Source organism: Sphingomonas sp. P4_G2 (assembly GCF_056401155.1).
Window position 1 is genome coordinate 45,639 of record NZ_JBFUJY010000006.1, and the last position, 17,529, is coordinate 63,167.

Sequence of the window (17,529 nt, forward strand, 5' to 3'; positions counted from 1 at the left end):
GACATGACTCGCCCTCCCCCGGCCCCGTTCCGAGTGAACAGTCCCCCGGACTGTTCAGGTTGCGCCGGGGGCGCAACCGACCCGGAACGCGCAAGCGGGAGGGGAGAGTTACTTCCCCTCACCTCGCCGCGTCGCGAAGAAATCGCGCAACAGTCGCGCGGCCTCCTCCTCGCCAATCCCGGGATAGATTTCCGGACGATGGTGCACCGTCGGCTGCGCGAACAGGCATGGACCATGCTCGACCGCGCCGCCCTTGGGATCGGACGCGCCGTAATAGAGCCGCGCGATCCGGGCATGGGCGATGGCGCCCGCGCACATCGCGCAAGGCTCCAGCGTCACCCACAGATCGCAATTGCTCAGCCGATCATCCCCGATCGCTTCGGCGGCGGCGCGAATCGCCAGCATCTCGGCATGCGCGGTCGGGTCGTGGCGCGTGCGCGGCGCGTTGGCGGCGGTGGCGATGACGCGGCCGTCCAATACCACTACCGCGCCGACAGGGACCTCCCCCATCGCCGCGGCGGCGGCCGCCGCGTCGAGCGCGGCACGCATCGGTGGAGGCAGCTGGAACCCGCTTATTGCGGCGCCGCCGAATTGGCCGGAGGCGTGCCGGGCTTGTCGACGCTGATCGTCGGGACCTTGATGGTCTTGGTGGTGGTGGTCACGGTAGGGACCTCTACCGTCTTGTTTTCAGTGCCGAAATTGACCGTCGCCATGTTGGCGTTGACTTCGGGCGCGCTGCCGCCCTCCAGCTTGACGGTCGGCAGCGACCCTGATTTGCCGTTGATCGAGATCATCCCAAAGGCCAATAAGGCGATCAGGATAAGGGCGGCAATGCCGACCAGAGCGAGCAGGAACCGCATTATAATCGTCTCCTAGAAATCGAATCGTTCGCGTAATCAACGTTTCGCCACAAGAGCAGGTTGCACGGAAAAGAGCGAATCTGTTGACCCGCCGCCCGACAGACGCTATCGGCGCCACCTTTCCGGGGTCAGGTTCGTCTTGGCCCGAAACTCAGGATTGATAGCGATGTCGCGCATTTGCGAGCTGACCGGCAAGGGCCGGCAGGTGGGTCACAACGTTTCCCACGCCAATAACAAGACCAAGCGGACGTTCCTGCCCAATTTGCAGAACGTGACCTTGCTGTCTGACGCGCTGGGCACCAGCGTCAAGCTGCGCGTGTCGACGCACGGCCTGCGCTCGGTCGAGCATGTCGGCGGTCTCGACAACTGGCTGGTCAAGACCAGCGACGACGATCTGTCGCTGCGTGCGCGTCGCCTGAAGCGCGACGTCAAGAAGAAGCTGGGCGACACCCAGGCCGCGTAATCGCGCCGGTCCGACTCGGTCGGACCTTCAAGCGAATCGCTACCGGCCCGCTCTCCACACCGGCGAGCGGGCCGGAGTCGTTTCTGCGGCGCGGCGTCTTGCAGTTTTGCTGGCCGAGGCGGCCCGGGGGTTGATTCCCACTGCCAGAAAATATGTCTCCCCGGCGTAAGTGGATCGGCGAGGGTCGATTACAAATCCAGCCGGAACTTCATCAGCAGCGTCTGCTGCAGGAACAGCAGATTGTCGTCGCTGACCATCCATAGCATCGTCGCGCCGCGTTCGCGCGTGATCGCCAACCCTTCGAAATTATCGACCGTCAGCGGCGGCGCAAGCCGCGCGATCTCGCGCCCGCGAATCGTCATGCCCGGGCGGATGCGGCGCGGATCGATCAGCGTCAGTACCGCGCTCCATCGAAAGGGAAGATCGAACCGGCGGTTGAGGACCAGGACACGCCCGTCGGGCAATTCGGTCGCGTCGGACGGATCATAGCCATCGGGCGGTAGATAGCCGAACTCGAATCCCTTGAGCGGTTTCTCGACCGGATCGCGATCGAACATCAGCGCACTGCGCGCCTGGCTCGGCAGCCGGCGGCTGGTCTCGGCGATCACCAGGAAGCGGCCGTCGTGCAGCCGCACCATCGATTCGGCACCGCCATTGGCGGACCAGTCGGCCATCGGCTGCGGCGCCACCATGCTGGCGGGCGAGGTCAGGCCAGGCGAGTAGCGCCAGATCTGGTTGGCGCGCTCATACCCCACCCACACTTGTCCGGTCGCGGGATCCAGGGCCATCGATTCGGTGTCGCGTTGCGCCCTGTTCCACCCCGTTCCCGGACCCGTCGGCAGGTCGCCGAATGCGCGAGCGCTCAGCCGAAAATGATCGTCGAGCCGAAACCGCGCGATCGTCCCGCCATCGCTGAGCAGCGTGAACAGTCCACGGTCGATCGTCATCGACGAATAGCCGCCGAAGGCCGTGTCGCGGCTGGTCAGGCGAACGCCGCCCATGAAGGTCATCGCCCCGATTTTGATGCGCGCAGGGTCGGCGCCGTCGAGTGGCACGCGCGTCGCCGTAATGTCGGGGATGCGGCCAAGCATCGGCCGTTCGGGCGTACCACTCCACTGACAGAGCAAGGCGAGCACGAGCATTAGGGGATAGCGGTGGCGGCGGCGCATCGCCGGCCCTCATAGCCGTCGCGCGGCAACCCGCCAGCCTGAACGGCGGATAACGGACGCATTCAGCCTTGGCTCAATGCGAATCGGGCAAAACCTCTTCATCGACACGGAATGGGCAGACGGAAATCGCCGGAGCCCGCGACCGATCGAAGGATGAATTTTAGAGACGGAGACGACAAATGCTGAAGACCCTTTCGCTCGTTGGCGCCGCGCTCGCGATGACTGCCGGTGCCGTTGTTCCCCTCGCCCCGGCGCAGGCGCAGCGTTACGGCTACGACCGGTCGTATGGCGACGGATACAACCGCGACGGCTATTACAACCGTGACGGCTATTATAGCGGTAACGACCGCAGCTATCGCGGATATGACCGCAGCTACCGTGGCTATAACCGCAGCTATCGTGCGCGTCAGAAGTGCAACGATGGTGACGGCGGCACGATCGTCGGCGCGATCGCCGGCGGCCTGCTCGGCAATACGGTTGCCGGCCGCGGCGACCGCACGATCGGCACCATCCTGGGCGCCGGTGTCGGCGCCTTGGCCGGCCGGGCAATCGATCGCTCGGATCGCCCCGGTTACTGCCGCCGCTAATCCCGAACAGTCGAGTTCTCCCGCGTAGCGTATCCGGGAGAGACAGTCCCCTCGCGTAGCGTATGAGGGCGGAGGCCGGTCCCGAAAGGGGCCGGCCTCTTGTTGTGCGGAGCGCAGGCGCGGCTGCGCCCGCGCCGATCGCGAAGCGAGCGCCCCGCACGGCCGGCGGACGGCGCACGCCGATCCGGCCGACGGCTTTGCCGGCGGCGGGGCTCAACCCGCAAACGGCTAAAGTATCTTCACTATGGAACGCAGTCGATGCGAAACGCGAGAATGCTGCCGGCTTGGCCGAACCGCACATCGAGCGGATCGAGGCCATAGGCCGCCGTGGTAACGAACAACGTGCTCAGGTCGTCCCCGCCAAAGGCGCAGCTCGTCGGCCGCTGGCAAGGGGTGGGAAGCCAGCCGACTTGCGTTCCGTCCGGTGCAAGCCGCGCGATGCCGCCGCCGTCCCACATCGCGCACCAGATATAGCCGTCGCGGTCCACGGCCATGCCATCCGGCTTGCCGGCAGTGTCTTCGAACCGGTGCAATATCGTTCGGTTGGAAATCGCGCCGCCCGCCAGATCGAAATCGTAGCGGTAGAGCAGCCGCGGGACCGTATCGATCAGATAGAAAGATCGTCCGTCCGGACTCCAGCCCATACCGTTCGGAACGTCGAAGCCGCTGTCCATTGCCGTGACCCGGCGTTCATGATCGACGCGATACAAGGCGCCGCCGCCTGCCGATCCATCAGTCGCGCGCGTGCCTACCCAGAACCGGCCCGCCGGATCGCATTTGCCGTCGTTGAAGTGCACACCCGTCATGTCCGGCGATGGCAATGGCTCGAGAGACCCGCCCTGCCGGAACAGCCATAGGCCGTCTTCGAGCGCCAGCATCGCCTCTCCCGCGTCGAGCGGCGCTGCCGATCCGATCTTGGCATGGAGGGGAATGGAGCGATTGATGCCGGTGACAGGATCCAGCAAATTATAGGTCGGACCCAGGATATCGACCCAGGCGAGTAGCCGCGCCTCCGGAATCCAGACCGGGCATTCGGCGAGTGCAGCGCCGACGGGCCATGACATGTGTGGAGCGATCCCCTGCATCGGCTCTACCACGCTCGCTCCCCGTTTTCACTAAACATGTTGCTATAACGGCTACACGCCTTTAGCTACCGGGCAGACAGGGCCTTGGCAATGATGGCTCGACGCGGGGAGAGATAATGGCAGCAACCGGACAGCGCTGGCCGCGTTTTCGCTGGTTCGTCGTGGCCATGCTCGCGGCTGCCGCGGTGCTCAATTATCTCGACCGCCAGACGCTGGCGTTGATGGCCGGCACCATCCAGGGGCAGTTGCGGATCAGCGATGTCGGCTATGCCGCCCTCGTCAACGCTTTCCTGGCCGCTTACACGATCGGCGGATTGATCTCGGCGCTGATCGTGGATCGGCTCGGCGCCCGGCGCTCGATGGCGCTGTTCGTCGGCTGGTGGTCGCTGGCCAGTGCGCTGTCGGGCATGGCGGGAAGCATGTGGCAGCTTGCCGCCACGCGGTTCGCGCTCGGGATCGCGGAGGCCGGCGGCTGGATCGCTTCGCCCAAGCTCGTCCAGGAATGGTTTCCCAACCGCGAGCGCGCGCTGGCGATCGGCATCTATTCGTCCGCCGCGCATTTCGGGGCGGCACTGGCGCCGATCCTGATCACCACCCTGCTCATCACGGTCGGTTGGCGCGCGACGTTCGTCGTCACGGGAGCGATCGGGCTGACCTGGCTCGCCGTCTGGCAGATGGCCTATCGACCCCGTCGTATCGGTCCGGTCGATCTGGCTACAATGCCGGAGCAACGCGCGGGTCCCGCGCCGGCGGAATGGGGTGCAGTGCTTCGCACCCGCGGAGTCTGGCTGATCGCGATCGGCAACGCCCTCACCAACCCGGTCTGGTTCTTCTATCTGTTCTGGTTTCCCAAATATCTGACTGAGGAACGCGGACTGACCGTTGCCGAAATGGGCCGGCTGAGCTGGGTGGTCTATGCGTCGGCGGGTGTCGGTTCGGTGCTCGGCGGCATCGTCTCGGGCGCGTTGGTGAGGCGCGGCATGCGGCCGGCGCGTGCCAGGGTGGCGACGATGGCGCTCGTCGCCGTGATCGCGCCGATCGGCGCCTTCAACGCGCTGGCGCCTGCCGTCTCGATCAGCCTTGCGCTCGGCGCGCTGGTGGCACTGGTCCATACCGCCTGGGTGACCAACCAGACCGCCTTGTGCGTGGACTTGTATCCGGGGCGGCATATCGGGAAAGTGATGGCAGTGAACGGTATCATCGGCGGCCTCGCCACGATCGTCACGACGCAACTCGTCGGCGCGTTGGTGGCGACCATGACCTATCGGCCGATGTTCCTGATGATCGCGATCGCCTATCCGCTCGGACTGCTGGCGGCCTTTCTGGCGACGACCGGCCGATCGATGCTCGACCGCGAGATTGCGGCGTGAGCGAGAACCTGATCGCGGTCGAATGGGGCACCGCGCAATTGCGAGCCCGTCTGTTTCGGCGCGACGGCGAAACGCTCGATACGCAGATAGAAACCGTGCGGCTGGCGGACCTGGGTCGCGACGGGATCGTCGAGCATGTCGACCGGCTGCGGGCGCGTTGGCCCGATCCTCAGAATCCTTTGCTGCTGAGCGGTATGATCGGCTCGGCGATGGGCTGGCAGGAAATCGCGCGCGTCGACTGCCCCGCCGGCCCGGAAGCAATCGCCGATGGCGCGGTGGCCGGCCGGATCGGCGATCATGCCGTCCTCTTTCTGCCCGGCCTGGCGTGCGAGCAACGCTTCGGCGATCCCGATGTATTGCGCGGCGAGGAAGTGGCGGCGATCGGTGCGCTGGAGCAATCCGGGGGACGAGCGGGGCTGTTCCTGTCGGTGCCGGGCATGCACGGCAAATGGCTGGCGCATGACGGCGCGCAGGTCACGCAATTCCACACTTCGATGACCGTCGAACTGTATCGCGTGTTCGCCGAACGCAGCGTGCTCGCGCCCCTGATGGCGGCCGAGCCCGAGGAGGGAGCCGCATTCCGCGCCGGCGTTGCTCGCGGTGCCGAGGGCGGCGGCCTTGCCCGACTGCTGTTCGCGGCGCGATCGAATGTGCAGGCTGACCGGATGCAAGCCGGCGATGCCGCGTCCTTCCTGTGGGGCGTGGTGATCGGATCCGATGTGCGGGAGAATTTGCCGCTCGCGCCGGGCGCGACATGCCTGGTGGCCGGCGCGCCTATGGTCGCATCCTTGTTCGCCGCTGCGATCCGCCAGCTGGGCGGCGCCGCCGAGATTGCCGACAATGACCGATTGACCGCGGCGGGTTTCCTGCGCCTTGCCGCTCTTCTCCGGGCAAAAGGGATGTTCGCATGACACAACGCCTCGCCGGGCAAGTCGCGTTGGTAACGGGGGCCGCGGGTGGTATCGGCGGTGCGATCGCCGCGCGGTTCGCGGGCGAAGGGTGTCGCATCATCGCGCTCGACCGGGTGGAGGCGCCATCCGGCGACCTGCGCTTGCTATGCGATCTTGGCGACGAGACGTCACTGGCGCACGCCGTCGACGCGATCAGGACCTCCGGCCTGGCGCCCGACATCGTCGTACACGCCGCCGCGATGGGCGACTCTCGCCCGACGATGGATACCGACGCGGCATTCCTGGCACAGATGTTTGCGGTGAATGTCGGCGCCGCGTTGAGCCTGGCGCAGGCGTTCGCGCCGGGCATGCAAGCGCGGCGGCGCGGCTGTTTCCTGTTCGTTTCGTCGATCAATTCGACCTACGCCACCCCAGGGCTGGCCGCCTATGCGGCATCCAAGGCCGCGCTCGACAGCCTGATGCGCACGCTCGCGCTGGAGCTCGCGCCCGATAACGTCCGGGTGAACTCGGTCCGCCCGGCGTCGATCGATACGCCGCTCTGGCGCCGCGGGATGGAGGCGCGACCCGACCCCCAATCGGCGATCGCCGCCAACATCAAGCGCCACCCGCTCGGCCGTATCGGCCGGCCGGAGGACGTTGCGGCGCTGGCGCTGTTCCTGTGCTCCGATGAGGCGAGCTGGATCACCGGCGTCGATTATCAGATCGATGGCGGGGCATCGGTGACGCGCCGCTAACCTCTTTATAGCAACATATTGCGCCATTTTTCCGGGCGCCACTCGGACGAAACACTGTAATATGGCCGAATAATTCAGTTGACGTGTAGCTAAATGTGCAACATTAATTCCTCACTAGACGATAAGATCGCAGGGGAGAGGAACGATGAGAGCAGGCTTTTGGCTTGGCGGGGTGTGTCTCGGCGCCCTCGTCGCCGGTAGTCCGGCTTTGGCGCAGGACAAGGCAGGCACACTCAATGCCGCAGCCTCCACCGATAGCGGCCAGGCGGCCGATGCGCCCAGCGCGGGCGACAAGGAGATCGTCGTCACCGGCTATCGCAAGAGCCTCGCCGAAGCGCTCCAGGTCAAACGCAACACCGACCAGTTCCAGGATTCGGTCGTCGCCACCGATGTCGCAAAACTGCCGGACAACAACATCGCGGAATCGCTGCAGCGCATATCGGGCGTCCAGATCCGCCGCGCGCTCGGCGAAGGAACGAGCGTTTCGATCCGCGGCCTTCGTCAGAACCGTAGCGAGATCAACGGGCGCACGCTGATCAATCCCAATGGCCGCGGTGCGGGCATCGCGTCGGTGCTCGATTCCGATTACGGCCCGCTCTCGCTCTTTCCCTCCGAACTGATCGGCCGCCTCGACGTCATCAAGCTGCAAGGCGCGGACCGGACCGACGGCTCGCTGAGTGGCACGGTCGACATCATCACGCGCAAGCCGTTCGACAAACCGGGTCAGCTCATCTCGGTGTCGGGGTCCACGGTCTATTCCGACCAGGACAAGAGATGGGGCTATGACGGGTCGGCACTCTATTCGAACACGTTCGCCAACGACACGTTCGGCATCCTGCTCAACGCCACCTATTCGAACAAGCCGGTGAACGAGGATTCATTCAATTCCTTCACCGGCTACACCCCCCTCACTTCGGCGTTCAACACGCCCGCCCATCCCAAGGCGAACGATCCGAATGGCGACGGGATTCCCGGCACCTATATCGCCGATTTCCGGTTCCAGCGTCTGCGCGAAAAGCGCGAAAAGATCGGTGGCAATGGCGCGTTTCAATGGCGGCCCAGCCCCAATTTCGAGCTTTACGGCGACGCGGCTTACTCGCACCTCAAGACGTCGCGCACGCGCGACTGGTTCTCGGTGCCGCTCAGCAGCAATGCCGGCGACTATACCTCCTACACCCTGTCGTCGAACGAGATCCTGACCTCGGGCGTCATCAACCAGGTGGCGCAAGGCAACGCCGAAGCGCTCAGGGTCAAGAGCGACACTTTCACTAGTGCCCTGGGTTTCAAGTGGAGCACAAATGACGGGCGCTTCTCAGCCAGGCCCGAAGTGAATTATTCGCGCTCGACGATGGATGTCACCCAGGAATTCGTCCGGGTCCAGAGCGTCAGCAAATATCCCTTCGCGTTCGATGTCAACGAAGGCGGCATTCCCAGCCTGACCGGCCCCGCGGGTCTCGACACGACCAATCCGGCGTCGTTCCGCTATTCGAACGCCTTCGACAATTTCAACCGCAACACCGCCCAGGAAACGGCCGGCAAGGTCGACTTCGCCTTCAAGCCGGAGAATTCGTTCATTTCCGAGATCGATGCCGGCATGCGTTACTCGGCGCTGACCACGACGCGTCAGACGAACCAGAACCAGGTCGCCTTCGCCGGTACCACGGCCGCCAACACGTTCCTGCTGTCGTCGGGTCCGTCCATTTATAGCGTTCGGGGCTATGCCGACCTGTTGGGTGGGAACGCCCCGTCGATCGCCACCAAATATCTCGCGGCGAATGCCTGGGCGCTCCCGATCGGGGGAGCCTGCAACACGATCGCGCCCAATAGCGGCCTGTGCCCGGCCGGCTTCGTCGATCCGCTGCAATCCTTCCGCATCGGCGAGAAGACGATGGCGGCCTATGCCAAGATCAATTTCGCGACACGGCTGGGATCGATGCCGCTGACCGGCAATGTCGGGCTGCGCTATACCGACACGACGCGCGAAGCGAATGGCGCCATCAAGCGCGCGAGCGGTCTGGCCGATCCGTTGACGGTGAAGACGCAATCGGTCGATTGGCTGCCGAGCGCGGTCGCCAAGCTGGAAATCACCAACAAGCTCCTGCTTCGCGCCGGCTATGCCAAGGTCCTGGGGCTGCCCGACTCGATCGATCTGTCGCCGAACCTGACGCTCAACCGGTTGACGCCCTATAATGGCAACGCCGGCAATCCCCGGCTGCAGCCGTTGCGCGCCGATCAGTTCGACGCGTCGCTCGAATGGTATTTCGCGCCCGGTTCGGCGTTGACCGTCGGCGCGTTCTACAAGGACGTGAAGACCTTCATCTACAGCAAGGCGAGCTACGAAATCCCGCCGGGGGAAGTCGCGCCGCCAGGCCAGCCCGAAGGCTATCTGATCACGCGGCCCTATAATGGTGCCGGCGGCAAGGTGAAGGGCGTCGAAGTGCTGTTCCAGACGCCATTCTCTTTCCTTCCCTCGCCGCTCGACGGTTTCGGCGTCGTCGCCAATTTCTCGTACATCGACAGCTCGACCAGCCTGCTCGATCGCAAGGGACAATCTTTGCCTTTCCAGGGTCTGTCGAAGGTCAATTACAATCTGGTCGCCTATTACGAGAAATACGGCTTCGGCGCGCGCGTCGCGTACAATTATCGCGACAAGTTCTTCGACAGCGTCGGGCCGGGCAGCACGGCGATCTATTATGCGCCGTTCCGGACCGTCGACGCATCGATCCGCTATGAATTCGGTCGCTTCACGATCTTCGCCGACGGCACGAACCTGACCAACGAAATCCAGCGCCGCTACGTGGAATCACCTGAGGCTACCTCTTTCTACGGCATTCAGGGGCGTCGCTTCTCGCTCGGGTTCAACGCGAAATTCTGACGCGTTCGGTTCGCCCTTCTTGGTTCGCTCGGGTGAAGCAGTTCGACCACCTCCCCCGTCTCTTGCGATAGGATTTCAATGAGCCAGTCTTCCTTCGGCGGCGTCTTTCCGGTGCTGCCGACCGTCTTTACCGACCGCGGCGATATCGACCCCGACGGCATGCGATCGGTCGTCGAGTATGTCGTTGCGTCGGGCGCCGATGGTCTCGTCTTTCCCGGTCTTGCCAGCGAATATGACCTGCTGACGCTCGACGAACGCGGAGAACTCATCGGTCTGATCGGCGGCGCGGTCGCCGGTCGCGTGCGGTTCGTGGTCGGCGCCAGCAGCGATGAGGTCGGCGATAGCGCAGGGCTGGCTACGGCCGGGGCGGCGGCGGGCGCCAGCGCCGCGATGGTGATGACGCCTCGCGCGCTGGGCCCCGATGTCGACGCGCTTTCCCGTTTCTATCGCGATCTGGGCGCGCAGGCCGGCTTGCCGATCATGCTGCAAAATGCGCCTGCGCCGATGGGCCTGGGGCTCGCCGCCGATGCGGTCGCGCGCATCGTCGCGGCGTCCGACGCGATCCGCTGGGTCAAGGAGGAGAATATGCCGTGCGGGCAGCGCATCTCTGCGTTGCTGGCCAGCGGCGTCCCGCATCTCGAGGGCGTTTTCGGGGGCGCCGGCGGGCGGTACATCACTGATGAGCTAGCGCGCGGCGCGATCGGCAGCATGCCCGCCGCCGAGACGCCCGAGGTGCATGTCGCGTTGATGCGCGCTCATCTCGCCGGCGACCGCGCCGAAGTCTGGCGGTTGTACGAGGCGTTGCTGCCGATCCTGATGATCCAGGCGGTCTATCGCTGGCGTCTCACGAAGGAAGTGTTGCGGCGGCGTGGCGTGATCACCTCGGCCTATACACGCGCCGCCGGTCCCGAGTTCGACGAAACCGACCAGCGCGAGCTTGGGACGGTCCTCGACCGTCTGCAGCATGCCAGTGCCGCGCGCTGAGCCTTAGGTTGAGGCCAAAAATAACCCGTTGTTCTTAAAGGGATTAATTTCCCAAACTCGTCATCCCAGCGAAAGCTGGGATCTCAAGCGGCATCGCGTCACCGCCAGAGACCCCAGCGTACGCTGGGGTGACGGGAGGTGCGCTGGGGTGACAGGAGGATTCCGCGGGAATGACGCCAGGAATCTGAGGCCCCAACCTAGCCTAAACGGCGAGGCGATAGTCGAGCGCCGGATCCGCTGGCGCGATTTCGTCGCCGCGTTCCAAGCCCCTCGCCTGGATTTCCGCAGCGGCGACGCGCAGCGCTTCGAGCATAGTCGGCATCGCCGCCTCGGGAATCCATCCCGACAGGCCGATCGCCGCATAGGCTGTCTCGCCCACGGTGATCGCCACCGTATGCTGCTCGCGCTCGTCCTTGACGCGCAAGCGGGCATAGCCTTTGCGGCGGATGTCGCTCAGCGCCAGCAGCAGGGCATCGATATCGGCGTAACCGGGTATGTCTCCCTTGGCGTAGATCTCATGGATCTCGTCATCTTCCAGCGTCGCGAGCAGCGCCATGCCGATGCCGCCGCGCGTCGCGGGGTAAAGCCCGATACGGCCCAGCGCATCGGTCGCCGGCATGTTGGGCGGCGCGTGGAACAGATAGCTGACATTGTCGCGCCAGCGAACGCCCATCGCGACGGTATGGCCGAAGTGACGCAGTTCCTCGAGCGCCGGCAATGCACGCCGCAGCAGTCCCGAGGCGAACAGGCTCTGGGCCGCCAGCACGGTCATACCGGCGCCGGCCCGATATTTGCGATCGGGCGTCTGGCGAGCGATGCCGAGATAGGTCAGCGTCTTGAGTAGCCGGTTGACCCGCGTCGTCTCCAGCCCGACGCGGCGCGCGACCTCGCGGCAGCCCACCGGCTCCGTCGAGATGGCCAAGGCCTGGAGCACGGTAATGCCGTCGATCAGGCTCTGGTTGGGCTGCGCCCCGGCCTTGTCGCTGCGTATCCGGGTTCCACGGCCGGCCGGTGATTGCGTTGCTACCATCGCCGTCGACGCTACCGCAGCGCCGGCGGCACGTCTACACTTCCGGCTCGATTTAGGACTGGCGGCGCCTTATATTGTTGCTAATAGAGATATACGAATAGCGAATTGAATCCGCGCTGGAGAGGTATTCGATGGTTGATGACGCGATCAAGGCGATCGACATATTCTCGGTCCGCATTCCGCAGGATGACAGCTATCTTGGCGGGCTGGGGCCAGGCGAAACGGTCAACGAGCGCGGATACGTGGTCCGCCGCGGCAACCGCACCATCTACCCGCAAACCATGCGATCGGCGGTCATTCGCGTGACGCTCGAGTCCGGTGCCGAAGGCTGGGGCGAAACCTATGGCCTGGTGGCGCCCAATGCGATTCACGCCTTTGTCGAGGATCTGATCGCGCCGATCATTGCCGGCCGTTCGCCGTTCGACGTGCAGGCGATCTGGGACGACCTTTACGACCTGATGCGCGTGCGCGGCTATACCGGCGGCTTCTGGCTCGATGCGATGGCCGGGGTCGACATCGCCTTGTGGGACCTGATGGGCAAGCTCACCGGCCTGTCGCTGCCGCAACTGCTCGGCGGCCGGCATCGCGACCGTATCCCGGCCTATGTTTCCGGCCTGCCGAGGCCGACGATCGCGGCAAAGGTCGATCTGGCCAAGAGCTTCGTCGACCGCGGCTACCGCGCGGTCAAGATCGCCGCGGTGGTGAGCTATGAGGGTGTCGAGCGGGAAATCGCGGCTTTGCGCGAGGGCCTGGGTCCGGACATCGGGATCATGCTCGATTGCCATTGGATCTATTCGCCCGCCGAGGCGATCGCACTGATCGACAAGCTCGCGCGCTACGACCTCACCTTCATCGAAGCGCCGTGCAAGACCGAGGACGTTCAGGGCCTGGCGGAAATCGCGCGCCACTCGGTCATCCCGGTCGCCGCCGGCGAGGAATGGCGGACGGTGTTCGACGCGCGCAGCAGGCTGGAGGCGCGTGCGGTGTCGATCGTCCAGCCGGAAATGGGCCATACCGGCATCACCCAGTTCATGCGCATCGCGCACCTCGCCCAGGCGCATCACGCCCAGATCATCCCGCATGCGACCATCGGCGCCGGGATTTTCGCCGCGGCGAGCCTGTTGGCGTCGTCGACCATCCTCAACCTGCGCTGGCACGAATATCAGCACTCGATCTTCCATCACTCGGCGTCGCTGATGGATGGCCGGCTCGAATGCTCGGACGGCCATTTCGCTCTTCCGGACGGGCCAGGGCTTGGCGTCACGCCCAATGCGCGTTTCTGGGAGAACGCGACGCGGCTGGGTGGCGTAGATGCGCTGGTGTGATGCTGAAGGGACCGGAGCCGGCTTAGCCTGACGGCCCCTTCAATACGCGTTGCGATGTACCATCACCACCACCGTCGACGCCAAAATGCGCAGGTCGCGCGAGATCGACCATTGATCGAGATATTCGAGATCGGCGGCGAGTCTGCGTTCGAGATCCTCGCGTTTTTCGGTTGCGCCACGGTGCCCGCGAACCTGTGCCAGACCGGTTATGCCGGGTTTCAGGGCGTGGCGGACCCAATATTGGTGGCTGATCTCCCAGAATAACTGGTCGCCGGCCAGCGACCCAAGCGCATGGGGCCGTGGACCGACCAAGCTCATATCGCCTTCCAGCACATTGAACAGCTGCGGAAGCTCGTCGAGGCTGGTGCGTCGCAAAAAGCGTCCGACCCGGGTGATCCTGTCGTCCGTGCGGCTGGCCGAGCGCTTGCCGGCAGCGTCGCTTTCCTCATGCCGCATCGTGCGGAATTTCGTGATCTTGAACAGTTGATTGCGCCGGCCGACGCGGTCCTGCCGGAAGAAGACCGGTCCGGGGCTGTCGAGCTTGATCATCAGCGCGATGATTGCGAGCAGCGGCGACAGCGCGATGATGGTGGGCACCGTCAAGGCGAGATCGAGCAAGCGTTTCGCCGCGCGGTTGCTCATGCTCAAGGGCCCGCGCGACACGACGTGGGTAGCTTGCCCCTGCGCGCGCCCGATCCCGATCACATCGCCATAGTTGCGATCGTGAACGAGCAGTTCGCCGTCGATATTCGCTCCGCGCAACAACGTGGTCCATGCATGCCGGCGGTCGTCGTCGCACGAGACGATCACGCGATCGAACCCCGCGAGCACGTCGCCGATGCGGTGGAGCATTACCGGGTCGCTGAGGTCGGGCAAAAGGCCCATCGCGCGCGCGTTGATGCGGTGGGCCCAGGCCAGGCCTGGGGCTTCGACGCCATCGACGATCAGCAGTTCGTTGTACAGCGACCCCTCTAGACGCCGCAAACCGTGCTCCACGAAGAGCAGCCGGCCGCCGACGAGGAACAGCAAGGCGAGTGGCGACCCGATCGCGAAATCGACGCGCGAGATCTGCTGGCTGGCATGGGCGATATAGGTAAGGAACACGACCGCGACCAAGGCATAGACCAGCGCGGTCGCCGATCGCTTGAGGCTCAGCTTGGGATTGGTGAATACCGTCGCGTTATAGACTTCGGCGGCAAGCGCGATGCCGAGATAGCCGGTCAACACCATCAGCGATAATTGCCAACCGTCGAACGTGCGAGGCCCGGCGTGCAATGCGTGGGCCGTGACGAACGCGGCGATGATCGCCAGGCAATCCACCGCGAGGAGTTCGGTATAAAGGCGAAGGCGCTGCAGACGCTTTGAGCGTACGCGCGGCGCCACGAATTCCCCAAGCGTAGAAACATTCATTCCCGAGTTCCCCTTTGACTCATGCGCAACGCGCCGATCCGGGTCTTTCGGTATAAATCAATTATCTAAAGCCGAGTGGCAATGGAGGTGCGGGTCAAATTGGCCGAAGGCAAGACCACCCGGTCTGTGAAAAGGACGACCGGTTTTTCATTATGCCGCGGTGCAGCGTAACCGCGGAATTCGGATGCTTCAGCGAATCACTAGATAGGCGATTCCGGCCACCGCTACAGCCAGCGCCAGATAGCCGGCGACGCGGGACACGCGGCTGACCGTGAGCTCGATCCAGTCGCGCTCTACCGGGGCCGATTCGGGATTGGCCTGGATCTCGACCCGATCCAGCGCAGCGCCGAGCGCTTGTTGAGACATATCGTCCATCCTCTCCCCGCCCACCGCTTATGCCGCTGAGGCGAGTTGTGCCATAGCCGGGTTAAGCTGATGAGTGAAGACCAAAATAATTAATCGAGCTTCATCAGCCGCTTGAAATCCGGGACAAGCCGGCGGCGAGACGATTCACGGGGCGCCAGCCACGCGGACAGAACCGCTGCCGCCAGGTCGTTAGGGTCTTCGGGCCGCGCGTCACGCGCGATCAGGTGGGATGGGCGCATCGCGCGGAACTCCTTGTGTGGTCGCGGCGTTGATGCGTCGGGCGGAGCTTCGATGTCGTTAAACGACATGCTTTGCCGCGCGTTAAGCATCGGTTCGGCGGGCGTGCGTCCCGAACTATCGCAGGCCGCTGGCCGATGACGCCGGCGCCTCGATAAATACAGGCATGCTGTTCGAAGCTACCGGCCGAACCCAGATCGACGCTCGCGGCGAGCCGGTTTATCATGCCAAGGACCGTGCGGCCTATCGCCATGTCAGCGCGCATGACGTGGGGAACGGCCTGGTCGTGCTCGATCGTCCGACAAGCGGCGTGGTGATGGACGATGTGCGAGTCGATGGCGGGTATCGCGTCATCGAGAATACCGGGATCGATCGCGCCGCAGCAGGCGTCGTCGGCTTGCGGGTGTCCAACGTCACCGCGACCAACCTGCGTCGCGGCTTTGCCCGGATCCGATATGATAGCCGAGATGGAATCTTCTCCGACGTCACTGCCAGCGGCGTGCTGACGACCGGCGCGCACGACCTCCCATGCGGGATCGCGATCGCCGATGACGCATCCGACTTTCGCTTCGAGCGATGCACGATGCGCGGCTTTCAATGGAAGCGGAACGACCGCCAATATTGGAATGGCGACGGATTTTCGGCCGAACGCGGCAACCGGCGGCTGGTGTTCCGCTCGTGCGCGGCCTGGGACAATAGCGACGGCGGCTTCGATCTGAAGGCCAGCGATTCGATGCTCGACGACTGCATTTCGGGCCGCAACGCGCGCAACTACCGTTTGTGGTCGAGCATCAATGCAAGCCGCCTGACCAGCATCGAACCGAACAAGGTGGGCGGCATCGGCGATACGGTGCATTTCGCCCTGATGGGCGCCAAGGCGCCGGGAGGCGCGCCGATCGTCATCCGGATCGCCCATCTGGTGGTGAAGTCTGCTCATGGATGGCCGATCTTCGACGTGCATGACGGGCCGGTACGGATCATCATCGATTCGCACGACATTCAGGTTCCCGCGGGCACCCAATTAATCCGACCCCGGGGCAAAGGCAGCGTACCGGGAGGAATCCAATGGGGCGGCACGCCGCCAAAGCTGTGACCCGAGTTGAGCAGTTGCAGCATTAGGCGCGATGTAGGCACGGCTCAACGTTGCGCTCTTGTTGCGATGCAGCAGAAAGGCACAGGTACGCCAGCCCGTCTTAAGCCGACCGTTGGAGTCTTGGCGTGCCGGGCACCTGTCGACAACGCTCTACAAAAGGGATCGATATGGACAAGGTGCGCAAAGCGGTGTTTCCGATCGGCGGACTGGGGACGCGTTTCCTTCCCGCCACCAAGGCGATGCCGAAGGAAATGCTGCCGATCGTCGACCGCCCACTGATCCAATATGCCATCGACGAAGCGCGCGAGGCGGGGATCGAGCAGTTCATCTTCGTGACGAGCCGCGGCAAGTCGCTGATCGAGGATCATTTCGATCATTCCTTCGAACTCGAAGAGACGATGGAGCGGCGCGGCAAGTCGCTCGACGCGCTGGTCGACACGCGGTTTGCGCCGGGCGACATCGCCATCGTCCGTCAGCAGGAACCGCTTGGTCTCGGCCACGCCGTATGGTGCGCGCGCCGTCTGGTCGGGGACGAACCTTTTGCCGTGCTGCTCCCGGACGATCTGATGATCGGCCAGCCCGGCTGCCTGAAACAGATGATCGAAGCCTATGCGCAGGTCGGCGGCAACCTGCTCTGCGCCGAAGAGGTACCGCATGACCGGACGAACAAATACGGCATCATCACGCCTGGCGCCGCCGATGGCACGCTGACCGAGGTTCGCGGCCTGGTGGAAAAGCCCGCGCCCGCCGAGGCTCCGTCGAATCTGGCGGTCATCGGGCGCTATATCCTGCAACCGGCGATCATGGACATCCTGGCGCAACAGGAAGAAGGCGCCGGCGGAGAGATCCAGCTGACCGACGCGATGAAGCACCTTATCGGCCGCCAGCCGTTCCACGGCGTTACCTTCGCAGGCACGCGCTACGATTGCGGCGACAAGCACGGCTTCGTGAGCGCCACGATCGCGGTCGCGCTGTCACGGCCGGACATGGCGTCGGCAGTTCGCGACTGTCTGGCGAGGGCGTGAACCAT

At 64.5% G+C, this 17,529-nt stretch carries 18 protein-coding genes; 10 read left to right on the forward strand and 8 right to left on the reverse strand.

The annotated features are described in order from the left end of the window. Nucleotides 1-108 precede the first annotated feature (108 nt). Entirely contained in the window at nucleotides 109-549 is a 441-nt protein-coding gene (locus AC1DRD_RS16930) for a nucleoside deaminase (protein WP_478029893.1), read from the reverse strand. A 23-nt stretch (nucleotides 550-572) separates the two neighbouring features. Beyond that, the gene (locus tag AC1DRD_RS16935) at nucleotides 573-860 is read right to left on the reverse strand and encodes a hypothetical protein (protein ID WP_478029745.1); all 288 of its coding nucleotides are present in this window, start codon (nucleotides 858-860) and stop codon (nucleotides 573-575) included. A 166-nt stretch (nucleotides 861-1,026) separates the two neighbouring features. On the opposite strand from AC1DRD_RS16935, the gene rpmB reads away from it, so the two are divergent. Then, nucleotides 1,027-1,323, forward strand: a complete 297-nt coding sequence (rpmB, locus tag AC1DRD_RS16940; RefSeq protein WP_066812698.1) for a 50S ribosomal protein L28 — start codon at nucleotides 1,027-1,029, stop codon at nucleotides 1,321-1,323. Between the two features lie 188 nt (nucleotides 1,324-1,511). Here rpmB and AC1DRD_RS16945 read toward each other — a convergent pair whose 3' ends face one another. Continuing rightward, nucleotides 1,512-2,492, reverse strand: a complete 981-nt coding sequence (locus AC1DRD_RS16945) for an esterase-like activity of phytase family protein (RefSeq protein WP_478042250.1) — start codon at nucleotides 2,490-2,492, stop codon at nucleotides 1,512-1,514. A 179-nt stretch (nucleotides 2,493-2,671) separates the two neighbouring features. Between AC1DRD_RS16945 and AC1DRD_RS16950 the strand changes: the two genes are divergently transcribed. Continuing rightward, on the forward strand, nucleotides 2,672-3,079 hold the full coding sequence (locus AC1DRD_RS16950; RefSeq protein ID WP_478029743.1) for a glycine zipper 2TM domain-containing protein: 408 nt from the start codon (nucleotides 2,672-2,674) through the stop codon (nucleotides 3,077-3,079). Between the two features lie 242 nt (nucleotides 3,080-3,321). Here the strand turns inward: AC1DRD_RS16950 and AC1DRD_RS16955 are convergent, their stop codons facing one another. Beyond that, complete coding sequence (locus tag AC1DRD_RS16955; protein WP_478042251.1) at nucleotides 3,322-4,143, reverse strand: SMP-30/gluconolactonase/LRE family protein; 822 nt, start codon at nucleotides 4,141-4,143, stop codon at nucleotides 3,322-3,324. 137 nt (nucleotides 4,144-4,280) lie between these two features. Between AC1DRD_RS16955 and AC1DRD_RS16960 the strand changes: the two genes are divergently transcribed. From AC1DRD_RS16960 to AC1DRD_RS16980, 5 genes are all read left to right on the forward strand, one after another. Continuing rightward, entirely contained in the window at nucleotides 4,281-5,534 is a 1,254-nt protein-coding gene (locus tag AC1DRD_RS16960; RefSeq protein ID WP_478042252.1) for an MFS transporter, read from the forward strand. Further along, nucleotides 5,531-6,445, forward strand: a complete 915-nt coding sequence (locus AC1DRD_RS16965) for a 2-dehydro-3-deoxygalactonokinase (RefSeq protein WP_478042253.1) — start codon at nucleotides 5,531-5,533, stop codon at nucleotides 6,443-6,445. Before AC1DRD_RS16960 ends, AC1DRD_RS16965 begins: the two co-directional genes overlap by 4 nt. Continuing rightward, a complete protein-coding gene (locus AC1DRD_RS16970; protein ID WP_478042254.1) occupies nucleotides 6,442-7,179 on the forward strand; it encodes an SDR family NAD(P)-dependent oxidoreductase in 738 nt (245 codons plus the stop codon). Before AC1DRD_RS16965 ends, AC1DRD_RS16970 begins: the two co-directional genes overlap by 4 nt. Nucleotides 7,180-7,324: 145 nt before the next feature. Then, nucleotides 7,325-10,054, forward strand: coding sequence for a TonB-dependent receptor (locus tag AC1DRD_RS16975; RefSeq protein WP_478042255.1), 2,730 nt, complete (start codon nucleotides 7,325-7,327; stop codon nucleotides 10,052-10,054). A gap of 78 nt (nucleotides 10,055-10,132) precedes the next feature. Further along, the gene (locus AC1DRD_RS16980) at nucleotides 10,133-11,038 is read left to right on the forward strand and encodes a dihydrodipicolinate synthase family protein (protein ID WP_478029737.1); all 906 of its coding nucleotides are present in this window, start codon (nucleotides 10,133-10,135) and stop codon (nucleotides 11,036-11,038) included. A gap of 202 nt (nucleotides 11,039-11,240) precedes the next feature. Here AC1DRD_RS16980 and AC1DRD_RS16985 read toward each other — a convergent pair whose 3' ends face one another. After that, nucleotides 11,241-12,068 (reverse strand): IclR family transcriptional regulator, encoded by an 828-nt coding sequence (locus AC1DRD_RS16985; RefSeq protein ID WP_478029736.1) that lies wholly within the window; start codon nucleotides 12,066-12,068, stop codon nucleotides 11,241-11,243. A 131-nt stretch (nucleotides 12,069-12,199) separates the two neighbouring features. Here AC1DRD_RS16985 and AC1DRD_RS16990 point away from each other — a divergent pair, with 131 nt between their 5' ends. Continuing rightward, nucleotides 12,200-13,393: a mandelate racemase/muconate lactonizing enzyme family protein gene (locus AC1DRD_RS16990; protein WP_478042256.1), complete on the forward strand. Its 1,194-nt coding sequence runs from the start codon at nucleotides 12,200-12,202 to the stop codon at nucleotides 13,391-13,393. A 39-nt stretch (nucleotides 13,394-13,432) separates the two neighbouring features. On the opposite strand, the gene AC1DRD_RS16995 is transcribed toward AC1DRD_RS16990, so the two are convergent. The 3 genes from AC1DRD_RS16995 to AC1DRD_RS17005 all read right to left on the reverse strand — a co-directional run bounded on the left by AC1DRD_RS16995 (nucleotide 13,433) and on the right by AC1DRD_RS17005 (nucleotide 15,477). Then, nucleotides 13,433-14,803, reverse strand: a complete 1,371-nt coding sequence (locus AC1DRD_RS16995) for a sugar transferase (protein WP_478029734.1) — start codon at nucleotides 14,801-14,803, stop codon at nucleotides 13,433-13,435. A 189-nt stretch (nucleotides 14,804-14,992) separates the two neighbouring features. After that, nucleotides 14,993-15,169, reverse strand: coding sequence for a hypothetical protein (locus AC1DRD_RS17000; RefSeq protein WP_478029733.1), 177 nt, complete (start codon nucleotides 15,167-15,169; stop codon nucleotides 14,993-14,995). Between the two features lie 89 nt (nucleotides 15,170-15,258). Beyond that, complete coding sequence (locus tag AC1DRD_RS17005) at nucleotides 15,259-15,477, reverse strand: hypothetical protein (RefSeq protein WP_478029732.1); 219 nt, start codon at nucleotides 15,475-15,477, stop codon at nucleotides 15,259-15,261. 95 nt (nucleotides 15,478-15,572) lie between these two features. Here AC1DRD_RS17005 and AC1DRD_RS17010 point away from each other — a divergent pair, with 95 nt between their 5' ends. Together AC1DRD_RS17010 and galU are read left to right on the forward strand one after the other, a co-directional pair. Beyond that, a complete protein-coding gene (locus tag AC1DRD_RS17010; RefSeq protein WP_478042257.1) occupies nucleotides 15,573-16,499 on the forward strand; it encodes a hypothetical protein in 927 nt (308 codons plus the stop codon). Nucleotides 16,500-16,666: 167 nt separating this feature from the next. Continuing rightward, the gene (gene galU, locus AC1DRD_RS17015; protein WP_478042258.1) at nucleotides 16,667-17,524 is read left to right on the forward strand and encodes a UTP--glucose-1-phosphate uridylyltransferase GalU; all 858 of its coding nucleotides are present in this window, start codon (nucleotides 16,667-16,669) and stop codon (nucleotides 17,522-17,524) included. The last annotated feature ends 5 nt before the right edge of the window (nucleotides 17,525-17,529 follow it).